Below are 13,885 nucleotides of genomic sequence, written 5' to 3'. Positions count from 1 at the left end.
TATTGTGCGCAATGGGATAAGGGCGTACTTTTCAATTGAGTTCACCCTTCTACAGCCATTAGTTATGCCCACCTCTATTGCCATTACCGACGATCATCATCTGATGGCTGAAGCGTTGGCCGATCTGATCAATAAATTAGATGATTATGAAGTGCTGTATATCGCTGAAAATGGCCGCGATTTGCTGGAACAATTAGCACGTGGGCCTCTGCCCGATATTGCTTTAGTCGACTTGCACATGCCCGAAATGGATGGCTTCGAAACAGCACTTCAACTTCGTAAACTGTATCCTACCATACGGGTACTGGCGCTATCCATGAACGACCGGGAAGAGTATGTGGTGCGGATGTTACGCAATGGAGCGCGGGGCTATTTATTAAAAGGTTGCCGACCGGCCGAGTTTCGGCTGGCGTTGGATGCGATCAGTACAAAAGGCTATTACTATTCCGATTTCCTGGCGTCGCAGCTCATCAACAATTTAAATGCATCCGACACCGAAGGGTCTACTTCGATGTTTGCCCTCAATGGTCGGGAGCAGGAATTTGTGAAGCTGGCCTGTAGCGAATTGACCTATACTGAAATTGCCGACCAGATGTGCGTAAGCCCACGAACCGTTGATGGATATCGCGAGGTTGTGTTTCAGAAAATGGGCGTGAAAACCCGGGTCGGTATGGTGATCGAAGCGTTTCGCAATGGCTTAGTTGAACTCTGAACCAGCCAGCCCGGTTTTTCAAAAGTCGTCTGTCTTTCAGCGAAGAAAAAGACAGACGACTGATCGAATTAGCGGATCGACAGTTGCATCAACTGGCGACCCAGTGCATGAATGGAGGCTTCCAGACGAGCAGCCTGCTCAACAGAGGGGAAAGTAGCTCCAGACATAAACCGGCTGATTGATTCCATGTCTATCCCCGCGTCTCCGGCTATTTGATTGGCCTTTAGTTGCCGAAACAGGTCCCAAACGGCCGTAGTGTCGTAGACGGGTTCAAAAACGATAGATTCGAAAATCGACCGATAGCAGATGTGTCCATCGGTAGCAGTATCAATCAGCAATAGTTTTAACCGGGCCATAACATCCTCTACGCTACATCCACGCGTAGTGGCCAGCAGGCTCTGGGTCTCAAGCCGCCCCCAAATGGATTTGCCCTGCTTTTCCAGGACTACGTTATGCGATTTGGATTGAGTGATGGAAGTTGTCCAATGGGAGTTGGAGCCAACTTTACTGATTGAGCGGAGAACGGCATTTAAGGTTCCATTGGGAATATTTTCCGTACTGGCAACTGGGATAATAAAGCTTACTGCATGGTTTTTAATAGAATGACCGAAGAGGCAATGATGGGTATGCTGCTCAACAATTCGCCATCCCTTCTCCTGCAGGAGCCCGGAGAGTACTGTAGTCTTCATAAGTATTGAGTAGGTTCGTGGCTGATAAGATAGACGTGTAAATATACTTACTGATCTTAGACAAAAAAGTCCGTTTAGTTAATTTTTTAGTATTTCTTTTTTAAAAATGTAAACAAAAAAATATTTAAAAGATAGAATATGTATTTTTTGTAAATGATTCTTGGAATAAGATAGTTGATTTATTTGTATGGAGAATCCGTCTATAAGTACTCTTTTTTTTAATGTTGGTAATGATGCTAGTTTCATAGTTGCTTAAAACGGAACAGTTGTTTAGTGGGTTAAGCCTATAAACCAATTGGTTAGTAAAACCAGAGTTACTTAAACACGCAATGCTCTTTCCTGCCTGGGCATAGAAATCAGCAGCCGTTTACGGGCTATTTACATTGAAAAAGGTTACAAAAGAGAGTTAATCAGGTGCGGATGCCAAAAGTTGGAGCGGCAAATGTACTATTGTTTTGGTTAGTAAGAATGCTAGTCCATGATTTTTAGTTTATTTTTACTTAAAAGTAAGGAAACTACTTAATCATTCATGAACAATAAACATACCAGAATTGACCAGCTCAGATTACTAATAAAACAGGCTTTGTTGATACCAGCGTACAAAGCGATGAATGCCTTCTTCAATTGGTACCGAAGGCAGATAGCCAATTCTGGATCGGGCACGCTGAAGATCGGCACTGGTCTGAACAACGTCGCCCGGTTGGTTAGGCTGCCAGTCGATAACCGCTTTTTTGCCCACTGCCCGCTCAATTAATTTAACCAGATCGCGCAGACTTATCGGAGCCGAACCGCCAATATTTAACAGGTCAAACCCTTTGAGGTGGTTCATAGCGCGAACAATTCCTAAAACGGTGTCGTGTATATAGGTGTAGTTGCGGGATGTACTGCCATCGCCATACAGTGTAATGGGTTGCCCTTCATACATTTTTTCGGTAAATCGGCTAATGGCCATTTCGGGTCGCTGGCGAGGGCCATAAACCGTAAAGAAGCGAAGGCAGGCAACGTCGAACCCATACAAATGGTGATAGGTATGGGCCAGCATTTCCGCTGAGCGTTTCGACATAGCATAGGGCGAAAGTGGCCGATTGGCATCATCCTCTTCCCGAAAGGGTACAACTGTTGAGTTTCCATATACAGACGACGACGATGCCATGACCAGACGCCGGGTATTGGTTTTCTTCATTGCTTCCAGAAGCGACAACGTTCCGTTTACATTGACATCGATGCAGAGAGCCGGTTCGTGAACCGAGTCGCGAACACCGGTTCGTGCGGCCAGATGAACAACAGTATCGCAAGCAGACCGGCGTAGCAGATCAGTTAGTGCCATTTGATCGCGTATGTCGCCTTCTATAAAGCAAAAGTTTGGATGGTCCGTAAATGAGCGTACATTTAGACGTTTTCGATCGGGATTATATTGGGTATCAAAATTATCTAGCCCAATTATGGTATGACCGAGGGCTAAAAGATGCTCGGTTAAGTGTGACCCAATGAAACCAGCAACACCTGTAAGTAAGATTGTCATAGTTGGAAATGCGAGTAAGGTGAACCACCGGAATTTTTAGTATAAAAAAATGTTTAAGAAGTAGAAAGGATGCAATGTTCAAATTTATCTAATCTAAATTTTACGGTAGGTTTGTATCAAAAACCGTGTTAGTTTTGAATATTTGGCAAAATCACCAGGCATGGCTACATTTATGCTTTAACAGATTATGGGTTTCTGGCAAACGATTCGTCAAACGATTTCCTGGCGCTCTGCTTCGGCAGTTGAGGATCTGGTCGACCCCTGCTTTTGGCGGGTCGATATGCATTCCCATTTGGTGCCGGGTATAGATGACGGAGTAAAAGACGAAGAGCAGGCACTTGCCTGCCTGAAACAACTGGCTGCCTGGGGAATCCAGAAAGTAATTACAACCCCCCATGTTAGTCGCGACTGGTATCCTACCGAGTCGGCTACATTACGGGCGGCCCAGGCAACTCTCCAGGCATTGGCTGCCGAAAATGACCTGCCCCTCCAGATTGAAGTAGCGGCTGAGTATCTGCTCGATGAGTTTTTTCCGGCTCTTCTGACTGACGACGATCTGCTCACGTTTGGTTCGGCTCGTTATTTACTGTTCGAAGTAGGCTGGGCGGCTGCTCCCCGTCAGCTCGACGATTTGCTGTTCCGAATGCAGACCCGTGGTTATACACCCGTATTGGCTCACCCTGAACGCTACTCTTTTTATTTTGACGATCAGGCTACCCTTGCACAACTACACGAAAAAGGCTGCCTGTTTCAACTAAACTGGGCCTCTCTTACGGGGCGGTATGGTGAGCGCGCCCAGGCTCAGGCCCGTTTCTTACTCAAAAAAGGATGGGTCGATTTTATCGGAAGCGATATGCATCGCCCAAACGATCTGAATTCTCTCTCTGCTCTGTTTAGCTCCTCAGACTATGAACTGTTACGCAAACAGCCTCTGCTGAATGAGTCCTTACTCAAAACCAATACCCTGCAGCCAGAGCAATAAATAACCCGCCTTTCTTAGTGGCTATTTCTCCTTCTTAAGCACAACAGGAAACGATCCGTATCCTGTTTCTCCGTGGCGTTACATGCTCTACAAAAATACATTATTGTCTAAAACTGACAAGTAATGGGTACTTTATATTTATCAATTTTCTATTAAGTAAATATTGGTGGCTGTTCGTTTTTGTAATTAGCGTGCTGTATAGGGTGCGCTTATAGCTGAACCATGTTCTTCATACTGCCTTATACCACTCTTTGAGGTAAATATTATTGGAATAATACAGTTGTAAAGCTCGTTAGTGAAAAACAATAAGCCATTTGATTAAATTTAACTATTAGTTACTGATTATTTATTTTTATAAATACAAGTTTACTATATTAGTGCAAATATTTCGGATTGGATACCTGATGATCCGTTATTGTTTATACAGTATATAAATATCGATTCGTGCGATTTCTCTGAATGGGCTGGCTGCTAACAAGTGCAGGATTAAGCAAAATCGCCCCGAATTGCACAACTCTATGACGTTTAACGCAATGGATTACTAATCAACCTGATCGTAAACATGAACATCAGTATTTTCGGACTAGGCTACGTAGGATGCGTCAGTCTTGGTTGTCTTGCCCAGAATGGTCACCAGGTCGTGGGCGTCGATGTAAACAAAACTAAAGTTGGTCAGATTAATGAAGGGCGGGCAACCATTGTCGAAAAGGACATAGACGCCATCATTGCCACGCAGCATCTGCTGGGACGCATTCGGGCTACAACCGATTTTAGGGAAGCTATCCTAAATACCGATCTGTCGATTATTGCCGTTGGAACACCCACCACGGCACAGGGGCATCTCAATCTGGCTTATATTCTGAAGGTGGCCGAACATTTCGGTGATGTGCTGCGCGAAAAAGACGGATTCCATGTTATTGCGCTCCGCTCGACCGTAATGCCCGGCACTTGCAACAAGATTGCGGCCATGATTGAAGATCGTACGGGTAAAACCCATAATGTAGATTTTGCGGTGGTTAGCAATCCGGAATTTCTGCGCGAAGGAACAGCCGTATACGATTATTATCATCCGCCACTAACCCTGATCGGGACAGAGTCTGACCGGGCCGGGGCTATAGTGAAAAGCCTGTACGAAGAGCTGCCTGCCGAACTGATCGTGGCCGAAACAAAAACCGCTGAGATCATGAAGTATGTCAACAATACGTACCATGCACTCAAGATTTCGTTTGCTAATGAGGTTGGTAATATATGTTCTTCGCTGGGTATCGATTCCCACGAAGTGATGAATATTTTCTGTAAAGACAAGCAGCTTAATATCTCCAGCTATTATTTCAAACCAGGATTTGCTTATGGCGGCTCCTGCCTGCCCAAAGACCTGAAGGGATTACAAACATTGGCGCATGATCTGTATCTGCAGGTTCCGGTGATCAACAGCATTCATCGAACCAACGAAATTCAGATGCAGCGGGCCATTGCCATTCTGATGCGGCATAGTCATCGGAACATTGGGTTTCTGGGAATCGGTTTTAAGGCAGGCACCGACGACCTACGGAATAGCCCGGCGGTTGAACTGGCCGAAACACTGCTCGGTAAAGGCTTTTCGCTGAAAATCTACGACCGAAACGTTCATACTTCGAAGCTAACCGGTACCAACAAAGAATACATCGATCAACACATTCCGCACCTGTCGCGGTTGTTGGTACAGGATGCCAGCGAACTGGTGGCCTGGAGCGATGTGCTGGTCGTTTGCACTAAAGAGGCTGAGTTTATACACGTACTGGGCAACGTGACCGATAAAGTTATTCTGGATCTGGTTCGTATTGCGACCGATGTCGATACCCGTAACCAGTACATTGGCATCAACTGGTCGCAGGAAGCGGCCGAATCGCCCGCTCAACTCACTTTTCGCTAGTAGGGCTATCACCCAGAATTTATGAATCAATAGGGGCGTTTGTGGTCACTATTGTTAGCGCCAACTATACCTATGAATACAGCCAATTACGAAAACCTAGCCGGTAAACATATTCTGATCATTGTCGAAAACCTGCCCGTTCCCTTCGACCGGCGGGTGTGGCAGGAAGCAACTACCCTGCGCGAAGCCGGTGCTGAAATCAGCATCATCTGTCCAAAGATGAAAGGCTACACAGCCGCCTTCCAACAGCTCGATGGTATCGACATCTACCGCCATCCATTGCCCATCGAAGCCTCTGGGGCGCTGGGCTATCTGGTTGAATATGGCACATCCATATTCTGGTGGTATTGGTATGCGATTAAGATTTTTGCCCGGAAACGGTTTCATGTCATACACGGTTGCAATCCGCCCGATCTGATCTTTACGGTAGCACTACCGTTCAAACTGCTTGGGGTGAGCTATGTATTCGATCATCACGACATCAACCCGGAATTTTATCTGGCCAAGTTCGATAAGAAAGATTTTTTCTACCGGTTGATGCTGTTGTTCGAGCGCATAACCTATGGCGTTGCCAATGCCAGCATTGCCACCAACGAATCATACCGGGAAATTGCAATTCGGCGGGGCAAAATGAAACCCGAGAATGTAACAATCGTGCGGAGTGGCCCTAAACTGGAGCGCTTGCGTATTGTGCCGGGAAACGATACCTACAAAAAAGGACGCCGGTATCTGGTTGGCTATCTGGGCGTGATTGCGCAAACCGAAGGAATTGATCTCTTGCTCGAAGCCGTACAGAAACTAGTGGCCCTTCGACAGGACATTCAGTTTGCTATTGTTGGTGGAGGCACCAGCCTGGACGAAATGAAAATGCTGGCTCAAACGCTGGGCGTAGCCGAATATGTCGATTTCTACGGTCGTATTCCCGACGATCTGCTGCTCGAAGTGCTCAACACGGCCGACGTATGCGTAAACCCGGATCGACCTACGGAGATGAACAACCTGTCGACCATGAACAAAATCATGGAATACATGGCCCTGAAAAAACCAATCGTTCAGTTCGATTTGAAAGAAGGCCGGTTCTCTGCGCAAAAGGCTTCGCTGTATGCGCGGCCAAACGATATCGATGATTTTGCTGATAAGATTGCCTATCTGTTGGATAACGAAACAATTCGGCTCGACATGGGCGAATTTGGGTATCAACGGGTTGCCAGCGAATTATCCTGGGCGCACGAGCGGGGTAAACTGCTCCGATTTTATGACCGGTTGCTGGCCCCCAAGTTTGGCCGAAAAAGTCAGCCTGCCGACGAACCGATTACGACCCCGGCAGGTGTGGTAGAGTAATAACATTGGGGAGCTGGCTAATCTGGTTCCCCAATGTCTTTATTGGCCGGTTCGGCTAGACCTGGTGTTTTCGGGTGTGCCCTCAAAAAACAACCGATTCGCAGATGTAGGTTGGAATAATGCCGGTACTGGAAATTTGAACGTCGACGTCTTTTGCCTGTGTGTTGCCCGTCAGAACCAGCATCGTATCCAGCCCAAATTTATTCCCGCCCAGAATGTCGGTACGCAGAGTATCGCCTACCATCAGCACATCCCGCTTGCTGACATGGCCATCTTGAGGAGTTTCAATACCACGAGGAACCACGTTTTCGAGCCGTTCATAGGCGAACATGAACAATTGCGCATCGGGTTTTCCGAAGCGGATAAATTTTTTACCAACGATTGTTTCGATCATTTCGGCCACGGCTCCAATGGCAATGGCTATGCGGGTTTTTGAAACGGGGTAGGTTTCGTCGGTGTTGGCGACAATGACCGGAATATTGCGTTTACGCAGCAGATTGACTGTTTTGTTAAGATCAGTGTTCCAATCGTAGCCTTCGTCGTCGAGCAAAACCAGCGCATTGATGTCGTCAATATCGGCCAGATCGACCTGGCTGATTGGAAGCGTTTTCAAGTCGGCGGTTTCCAGATAATGCGCCGAACTTTCGGTACCCAGATAAGCTACCGTGCCGTGATTGACTTTCAGGTCGAGGTATTCGCGGGCCAGCATTCCCGACGATATGATCCGTTCGGGCGTAATGGCATAGAAGCCCTGTCGGTAATACGACTCGGCCAGTTCCTGCGGTCCACGGGAGGCATCGTTAGTAAGCACATAAAATTCCTTTCCGTTTTCGATGAGCCAGTTAAAGGTATTTTCGACGCCAGGCAGAACGCCCTCATAATTTTTCAAAACGCCAAATGCATCGAAAAAAATGACTTTGTATTTAGAGGCTACTTCTCGGAAATCGTCAAGTTGCATAGACGTTGGGAATAAGCGAATCGGCCAGCGAAAGCTGTAGAAATTACTGATTCACAAGAGAATATTTTTATTTTCTATGAAGGGTATTCGCAAAAATACGGCCTAATCCTGCTGAAATAATATTTTTTGGCAAAAGATTTGTCATTTGTCAGTGGGCATTGGCGGATTAGTCATTGGTCATTAGAGGTAGGAGATGACCAATGACCAATCAACTACATAACTACTACGGCCTTGCCGATAACCTGGCGGTTCATTAGGGCGCGGAGGGCTTGGGGAGCTTCGGGCAGTGAGTAGGTTCGATAAATGTGTTGCCGGAGCTGACCCGTTTCGATCCAGGTCAAAATCTGCTGGAAATTGGCCATGCTAACGCGAGGTTCACGTTGTGCGAAGGCTCCCCAGAACACACCAACAATGGAGGCTCCTTTGAGCAAGGCCAGATTTAGCGGTATGTTAGGAATTGAACCGGCCGCAAAACCAACTACCAGATAGCGCCCTTTCCAGGCCAGCGAACGGATGCAGGGTTCCGCATACTGGTCGCCAACAGGATCATAGACAACATCGACACCGTTGCCATTCGTAAGTTCGCGCAGACGCTCGCGCAGGTCTTCCGTGCTATAATTAATAGTTTCAGATGCGCCCATCTGCCGACAAATAGCTAGTTTCTCATCGTTTGATGCAGCCGCAATAACCCGCGCGCCCATCAGCACAGCTAACTGAACGGCTGCCAGCCCAACTCCACCCGCAGCGCCAAGCACCAGCAAGGTTTCGCCCGGCTGTAGAGCCGCCCGATCTTTTAGCGCATGATAGGAGGTGCCATAGGTATACATGGTCGATGCGGCCGTTACGTAATCCATACCAGCAGGCATGGGTAGGGTAGTGGCGGCTTTGCCAATCACTTCTTCGGCAAAACCACCGTGCCCGGTCAGCGAAAATACATTGTCGCCCACGTTCAGGTGTCTGACGCCCTCGCCCACGTCGGTAACAACACCGGCCACCTCGCCACCGGGCGAGAATGGAAACGGCGGTTTGAACTGATATTTACCTTCAATCATCAGCGTGTCGGGGAAATTGACGCCACAGGCTTTTACACGGATAACGACATGATCGGCTGAAGCCTTGAGCGATGGTATCTCGTCGAGAACAAGCGACTCGGGTGGGCCGAACTGTTTGCATAAAATGGCTTTCATACTATGGAGTTGGTTCAGGAGTTTGCACTACGGATCAGTGAGAAACCGTATCAGGCTCAGCACGAAAGTACTATCTTTAGGCAATCAACCTGACTACTTTTATGAATCGAATTGCTTTACTTCTTCTTACGTTGTTATCGGCACGGGCGTTTGCTCAGACGGCAGCAACTAAATCCATTGATGCCTCTTCTCAGCAGAAAACCTACCAGCCTCCTGTTTTTACTGATGCCGACCGGTTGGCCAGAATCGCTGCTGTTTTTCCGGCACTCGATAAACTATATCAGGACTATGCCGCCAAAAACCACTATCCGGGCCTAACGTATGGCATTGTCGTCGACGGAAAGCTCGTGCATTCGGGCGGTATAGGCTATACCGATGTGGCCCGTAAAACCCTGGCAACACCAAAATCGGTATTTCGAATTGCCTCAATGACCAAAAGCATTACGGCACTGGCTATTCTGAAACTCCGCGATGAAGGCAAACTTCGGCTGGACGATCCTGTGGCGAAATACATTCCCGAAGCATCGAAGCTTATGTATCTCACCGCCGATGCACCCGCTATAACGGTGCGTAATCTGATGGCGCATTCGGCCGGTTTCCCCGAAGATAACCCCTGGGGCGACCGCCAGCTAGCCGATACCGATGCCGATCTGCTGGCGTTGCTCAAAGGCGGGGTATCGTTCTCCAATGTGCCGAATGTAGCCTACGAATATAGTAATCTTGGCTTTGCCATGCTGGGCCGAATCATCACCAACGTATCGGGTAAGCCCTATCAGCACTATATTACCGAAGCTATTCTGAAACCGTTGGGCATGACGCATACGGAGTGGGAATACACCCGTGTTCCGGCTGATCAACTGGCTCACGGCTACCGATGGCTGAATGAGCAGTGGGTCGAGGAGCCGCTATTGCACGACGGTAGCTATGGTGCAATGGGCGGCCTGATGACCTCAATCGACGATTTTAGCCGCTATGTAGCGTTTCATCTGGCAGCCTGGCCTCCCCGAAATGATGCCGAAACCGGCCCCGTTAAGCGGAGTTCGGTGCGGGAAATGCACATGCCCCAAACGTTTCGCGATCTGAATCCGGCGTTTCGGTTTCCGGGCGGACGCGTTACGCCGATGGTTACGCATTATGCCTATGGCTTAACCTGGAGCCGCGATGGCGACGGACGCGACTACATTGCCCACAGCGGTGGCTTACCGGGGTTCGGCAGCCAGTGGCGGATCATGCCCGAGTATGGCATTGGCGTCATTGCTTACGGTAACCTGACCTACGCCAATCTGGGGACAATCAACTGGGCCGTGCTCGATACACTAGTGGCGACGGCCGGACTCAAACCCCGTCGATTGCCGGTTTCGCCCATTCTTAGCCAGCGAAAAGCCGAGTTGGTTAGCCTATTGCCCGATTGGAACAACGCCGAAAAGAGCCCAATTTTTGCTGAGAACTTCTTTCCCGATCAGTCGCTGGAGAACCGTCGGAAAAAGGCGCAGGCTCTGTTTGCCAAAATGGGCCGCATTGTTCGGATAGGCGATTTAATACCGGAAAACCAGTTGCGTGGCCATTTTCTGATAGAAGGCGAAAAGGCCAATATCGACGTATTTTTCACCTTAACCCCCGAAAACCCGGCCCTGATTCAACAATTGGACCTGACCGAGCGGGAGAAATGATAGGAATAGTACTCGCTTACGCTCGTAGGTGGTACCCTGAGCGAGTCGTCCTTCGGGGTGAGAGATAGCCAACAGGCTGCTGTTGAGGTATTCGAGGGGTCCCACATAATCGTGGCTGTCGCCCCCACTGAGGATGGTGTAATGGGTAATAAAAAATCAGGTTACTGAGCATCGCAATTGATGCTCAGTAACCTGATTTCATTGTCGGATTGAGTCTTGCCTAATACAATACATGTTATCCTAGCTGGTCGTGGGTAGCAAATATTATATAATCATGTTTCTCACCCCTTTGGATATCTCTCAACAATTTTACTTCCTGATCTATATAAAAATAAGGAATATGAGCATGAGTGTTGGTGACTATATCATCAAACAACTCCAGTTCTAACTCTGAAGGAGTATTGCCGTAATAGGCTGTTAGTATCATATTACTACGATCAAGATCTATGTCTAAATAAATTCTCTTCAGATTCTCGGTAATCTTATAGACCAAAAATCTTAGAACCGTATTATATAAGCCAAACTTCTTCTCTTCGGGACTCATGTTATCTAAGAACGTGTTGGGGAATTTTATTTGGTGAAGCAGTCAAAGGCGTTGTAGCATGATCTGAATGTTTGCTAAATACAGCCAACTCACCGAAGAAGATAGCGTGTACTCGTAATCTTTGACGATGCGCCGGAAGAAATTCGTCCAGGCAATGCTCCGTTCAACGACCCATCGCTTGGCCACAGGCACAAAACCTTGGGTTGATTCGGGACGCGAAGCCTTCTCGAAATCGATGCTCCACTCGGTTAATGCCTGGGCAAAAGCTCCATTGTAAGCCTGATCGCCGTAAACCTTCTCCAGGCGTTCCCCAACTCGCCAAAGGATTGTCCCAATCAGAGAAATTGACGCCGGTCCTTCTGCTTCATTTGCCGCATGCACATCGACCACCCACAAGCGGCCGTCGGTATCCACGACGAACTCTCGTTTTCGCCCGTTGACGCGTTTATTGACGTCCATACCCCGGTGTTCGCAGATCATGGGATTTAACTTAACACTTTGTGCATCAATGCATAGAACAGATGGCTGAGCTTCCTTACCCACTCGTTTTCGGTCTGATTGATTCAAGGCTGCGTTGATTCGTTCGAAGGTGCCGTCCTGCTTCCAGCGGTCAAAGTAATAGTAAACCGCCTGCCAGTTAGGCCATTGCGGTGGCAGGTTCCGCCATTGACAACCGGTTCGCAGCAGCCACAGAATAACGTTGATGATCTGGCGCAATTCATGTTTTCGCTTGCGTTTGAGGTCAAAGAAAGGCGAAATTGCGTCCCATTGAGGGTCGGTCAGTGGTTGCCACTGTTTGGTCATCACTTTGCATTTTGGTCGATACAAAGTTGACACGACTCTCAACTCTTTTCAATTCCCCAACACGCTCTAAAGGTTTTAATATTGGGATGAACAGGAACTACAGTGGCTGATTTACCTCCTTTAATGAGAAAAGTATTTGTAGGAACAATTATTCCATTATTATTATAATAACCTATAACATGTTCATATTGAACGTATACTCTGTTCTGTGACATATTTATGCTTAAAACTTTTGCTTCACCATTATGTGCTGCTCTCAAAACACTTTTAGCTTCAAGTGTAGACATTAAATAACTGTTATTGCCTAGTTGCGTGCCTCCTAAAACATGTTCATTGACTTGTTTTTCATACCTTAATTCGGTTGATATAACATTATCTATTGATTGAGTAACATGAGTGGCATCATCAGCATTTCGGAGTAAGCCAATAGACTGTTTGCCCAATTTGAATAGTCCATAGCCAAATTCTGCTGTACCTGCTATGTCAGTTCCTATTTGCATTGCACGCTCTTCAGGAGTGAACCACCAGCCAAACTCTTTTGAACGGACAATAGCATTCTGTTCAATAGTAGACTTTATCTCGCCTTTTGGAAAACCGCCCCCTTTAATGGGTTCCTGATTCCCATTTGTCTGCCCTTTCCTCGGTCCGTCACTTCCACCATTCTGGAACACCCCGTTGAACTCCATGGCCCCGGTGATGTCCTTGCTGTCCTGCGTGGTGTAGCCATTACTGTACTCGAACATACCCGTTGGGTCGGTGACACTGACGGGGTTGTCGAAGCCCAATCGGTAGGGTGACCAGTGAGTGGCTTTTTCGGCCAGTGGGTCGATGAGTCCCCATCGGCCAATGGTGGCATCGTAGAAGCGGGCGCCGAAGTCGAGCATACCGTTGCCGATCTCGGCCAGATTCTCCTTGCCGTTGAAGCGGTCTCGGCTGGTGCTGGTGCCACTGCTGAGAGCGGCTAGTTCGATGCCCCAGGGGTCGTACCGGGGTCGCGCACGACTCGGTCCATTGGGTAACCCCGCTGTTGGTGGCTACGGCCCTGATGTTGCCCAGATGATCGGTGAGGAAGTATTCGTAGGTGGTGCCCTGAGCGAGTCGTCCTTCGGGGTGTTGGATGGCCAACAGGCTGCTGTTGAGGTATTCGAGGGGTCCCACATAATCGTGGCTGTCGCCACCGCTGAGGATGGTGTAATGGGTAATAAAAAATCAGGTTACTGAGCATCAATTGCGATGCTCAGTAACCTGATTTCATTGTCAGATTAAGTCTTGACTAATACAACTAATCAGACTTGGTTTTGACTCTGATAACAAAGCAATATATCGCCTACTTGGATATTATGTAATAGGTTTTTGTCTGATTTTTCAGAGAAGATTAACCCAACATAGGGATTATCCGAATCAATCAATTCAATACTTTCAATCTTTAAATCATTATCAAGGTTTCTAGATTTTATAAACATCCCAGAATTTACAGTACCATTAATAATGGATACAGCTAAAATCCTTTTTTTTCGAGTTGATAACTCTATTATTTTTTCAACTTTTACAGTGGCGTTCATAT

General features: G+C 47.5%; 14 protein-coding genes. 6 read left to right on the top strand and 8 right to left on the bottom strand.

Annotated features, from left to right (window positions below):
- Window positions 1-64 precede the first annotated feature (64 nt).
- Complete coding sequence (locus WBJ53_RS24155) at window positions 65-712, top strand: response regulator transcription factor (RefSeq protein ID WP_338870966.1); 648 nt, start codon at window positions 65-67, stop codon at window positions 710-712.
- 68 nt (window positions 713-780) lie between these two features.
- Here WBJ53_RS24155 and WBJ53_RS24150 read toward each other — a convergent pair whose 3' ends face one another.
- Complete coding sequence (locus WBJ53_RS24150; RefSeq protein WP_338870964.1) at window positions 781-1,401, bottom strand: type II toxin-antitoxin system HicA family toxin; 621 nt, start codon at window positions 1,399-1,401, stop codon at window positions 781-783.
- 568 nt (window positions 1,402-1,969) lie between these two features.
- On the bottom strand, window positions 1,970-2,923 hold the full coding sequence (locus WBJ53_RS24145) for an NAD-dependent epimerase/dehydratase family protein (RefSeq protein ID WP_338870962.1): 954 nt from the start codon (window positions 2,921-2,923) through the stop codon (window positions 1,970-1,972).
- Between the two features lie 187 nt (window positions 2,924-3,110).
- Between WBJ53_RS24145 and WBJ53_RS24140 the strand changes: the two genes are divergently transcribed.
- From WBJ53_RS24140 to WBJ53_RS24130, 3 genes are all read left to right on the top strand, one after another.
- Window positions 3,111-3,905 carry a CpsB/CapC family capsule biosynthesis tyrosine phosphatase gene (locus tag WBJ53_RS24140; protein WP_338870960.1) on the top strand — a complete coding sequence of 265 codons (795 nt, stop codon included), beginning with the start codon at window positions 3,111-3,113 and terminating at the stop codon, window positions 3,903-3,905.
- A gap of 562 nt (window positions 3,906-4,467) precedes the next feature.
- A complete protein-coding gene (locus WBJ53_RS24135; protein WP_338870958.1) occupies window positions 4,468-5,817 on the top strand; it encodes a nucleotide sugar dehydrogenase in 1,350 nt (449 codons plus the stop codon).
- A 72-nt stretch (window positions 5,818-5,889) separates the two neighbouring features.
- A complete protein-coding gene (locus tag WBJ53_RS24130) occupies window positions 5,890-7,158 on the top strand; it encodes a glycosyltransferase family 4 protein (protein ID WP_338870957.1) in 1,269 nt (422 codons plus the stop codon).
- An 82-nt stretch (window positions 7,159-7,240) separates the two neighbouring features.
- Here WBJ53_RS24130 and WBJ53_RS24125 read toward each other — a convergent pair whose 3' ends face one another.
- The gene (locus WBJ53_RS24125) at window positions 7,241-8,116 is read right to left on the bottom strand and encodes an HAD-IIA family hydrolase (RefSeq protein ID WP_338870955.1); all 876 of its coding nucleotides are present in this window, start codon (window positions 8,114-8,116) and stop codon (window positions 7,241-7,243) included.
- Between the two features lie 212 nt (window positions 8,117-8,328).
- Window positions 8,329-9,303, bottom strand: coding sequence for an NADPH:quinone oxidoreductase family protein (locus tag WBJ53_RS24120; protein WP_338870953.1), 975 nt, complete (start codon window positions 9,301-9,303; stop codon window positions 8,329-8,331).
- Between the two features lie 101 nt (window positions 9,304-9,404).
- Between WBJ53_RS24120 and WBJ53_RS24115 the strand changes: the two genes are divergently transcribed.
- Window positions 9,405-10,973 (top strand): serine hydrolase domain-containing protein, encoded by a 1,569-nt coding sequence (locus tag WBJ53_RS24115; RefSeq protein WP_338870951.1) that lies wholly within the window; start codon window positions 9,405-9,407, stop codon window positions 10,971-10,973.
- A gap of 235 nt (window positions 10,974-11,208) precedes the next feature.
- On the opposite strand, the gene WBJ53_RS24110 is transcribed toward WBJ53_RS24115, so the two are convergent.
- From WBJ53_RS24110 to WBJ53_RS24100, 3 genes are read right to left on the bottom strand one after another with little or no spacing between them, the layout of a single operon-like run.
- Window positions 11,209-11,517 (bottom strand): hypothetical protein, encoded by a 309-nt coding sequence (locus WBJ53_RS24110; RefSeq protein ID WP_338870949.1) that lies wholly within the window; start codon window positions 11,515-11,517, stop codon window positions 11,209-11,211.
- A 42-nt stretch (window positions 11,518-11,559) separates the two neighbouring features.
- Window positions 11,560-12,321, bottom strand: coding sequence for an IS5 family transposase (locus WBJ53_RS24105; RefSeq protein ID WP_338868759.1), 762 nt, complete (start codon window positions 12,319-12,321; stop codon window positions 11,560-11,562).
- A 38-nt stretch (window positions 12,322-12,359) separates the two neighbouring features.
- Complete coding sequence (locus tag WBJ53_RS24100; RefSeq protein ID WP_338877228.1) at window positions 12,360-13,292, bottom strand: RHS repeat-associated core domain-containing protein; 933 nt, start codon at window positions 13,290-13,292, stop codon at window positions 12,360-12,362.
- Between WBJ53_RS24100 and WBJ53_RS24095 the strand changes: the two genes are divergently transcribed.
- Entirely contained in the window at window positions 13,240-13,542 is a 303-nt protein-coding gene (locus WBJ53_RS24095) for a hypothetical protein (protein WP_338870947.1), read from the top strand. The genes WBJ53_RS24100 and WBJ53_RS24095 overlap by 53 nt on opposite strands.
- A 65-nt stretch (window positions 13,543-13,607) precedes the next feature.
- On the opposite strand, the gene WBJ53_RS24090 is transcribed toward WBJ53_RS24095, so the two are convergent.
- Window positions 13,608-13,883, bottom strand: a complete 276-nt coding sequence (locus WBJ53_RS24090) for a hypothetical protein (RefSeq protein ID WP_338870945.1) — start codon at window positions 13,881-13,883, stop codon at window positions 13,608-13,610.
- Window positions 13,884-13,885 lie beyond the last annotated feature (2 nt).

It is taken from the genome of Spirosoma sp. SC4-14 (assembly GCF_037201965.1).
Classification (GTDB): domain Bacteria; phylum Bacteroidota; class Bacteroidia; order Cytophagales; family Spirosomataceae; genus Spirosoma.
This window is presented reverse-complemented; position numbering and strand designations above follow the sequence as displayed.

Coding starts and splice junctions, on each gene's coding strand:
- WBJ53_RS24155 (WP_338870966.1), top strand. CDS start 65: ATGCCCACCTCTATTGCCATTACCGACGATCATCATCTGATGGCTGAA.
- WBJ53_RS24150 (WP_338870964.1), bottom strand. CDS start 1,401: ATGAAGACTACAGTACTCTCCGGGCTCCTGCAGGAGAAGGGATGGCGA.
- WBJ53_RS24145 (WP_338870962.1), bottom strand. CDS start 2,923: ATGACAATCTTACTTACAGGTGTTGCTGGTTTCATTGGGTCACACTTA.
- WBJ53_RS24140 (WP_338870960.1), top strand. CDS start 3,111: ATGGGTTTCTGGCAAACGATTCGTCAAACGATTTCCTGGCGCTCTGCT.
- WBJ53_RS24135 (WP_338870958.1), top strand. CDS start 4,468: ATGAACATCAGTATTTTCGGACTAGGCTACGTAGGATGCGTCAGTCTT.
- WBJ53_RS24130 (WP_338870957.1), top strand. CDS start 5,890: ATGAATACAGCCAATTACGAAAACCTAGCCGGTAAACATATTCTGATC.
- WBJ53_RS24125 (WP_338870955.1), bottom strand. CDS start 8,116: ATGCAACTTGACGATTTCCGAGAAGTAGCCTCTAAATACAAAGTCATT.
- WBJ53_RS24120 (WP_338870953.1), bottom strand. CDS start 9,303: ATGAAAGCCATTTTATGCAAACAGTTCGGCCCACCCGAGTCGCTTGTT.
- WBJ53_RS24115 (WP_338870951.1), top strand. CDS start 9,405: ATGAATCGAATTGCTTTACTTCTTCTTACGTTGTTATCGGCACGGGCG.
- WBJ53_RS24110 (WP_338870949.1), bottom strand. CDS start 11,517: ATGAGTCCCGAAGAGAAGAAGTTTGGCTTATATAATACGGTTCTAAGA.
- WBJ53_RS24105 (WP_338868759.1), bottom strand. CDS start 12,321: ATGACCAAACAGTGGCAACCACTGACCGACCCTCAATGGGACGCAATT.
- WBJ53_RS24090 (WP_338870945.1), bottom strand. CDS start 13,883: ATGAACGCCACTGTAAAAGTTGAAAAAATAATAGAGTTATCAACTCGA.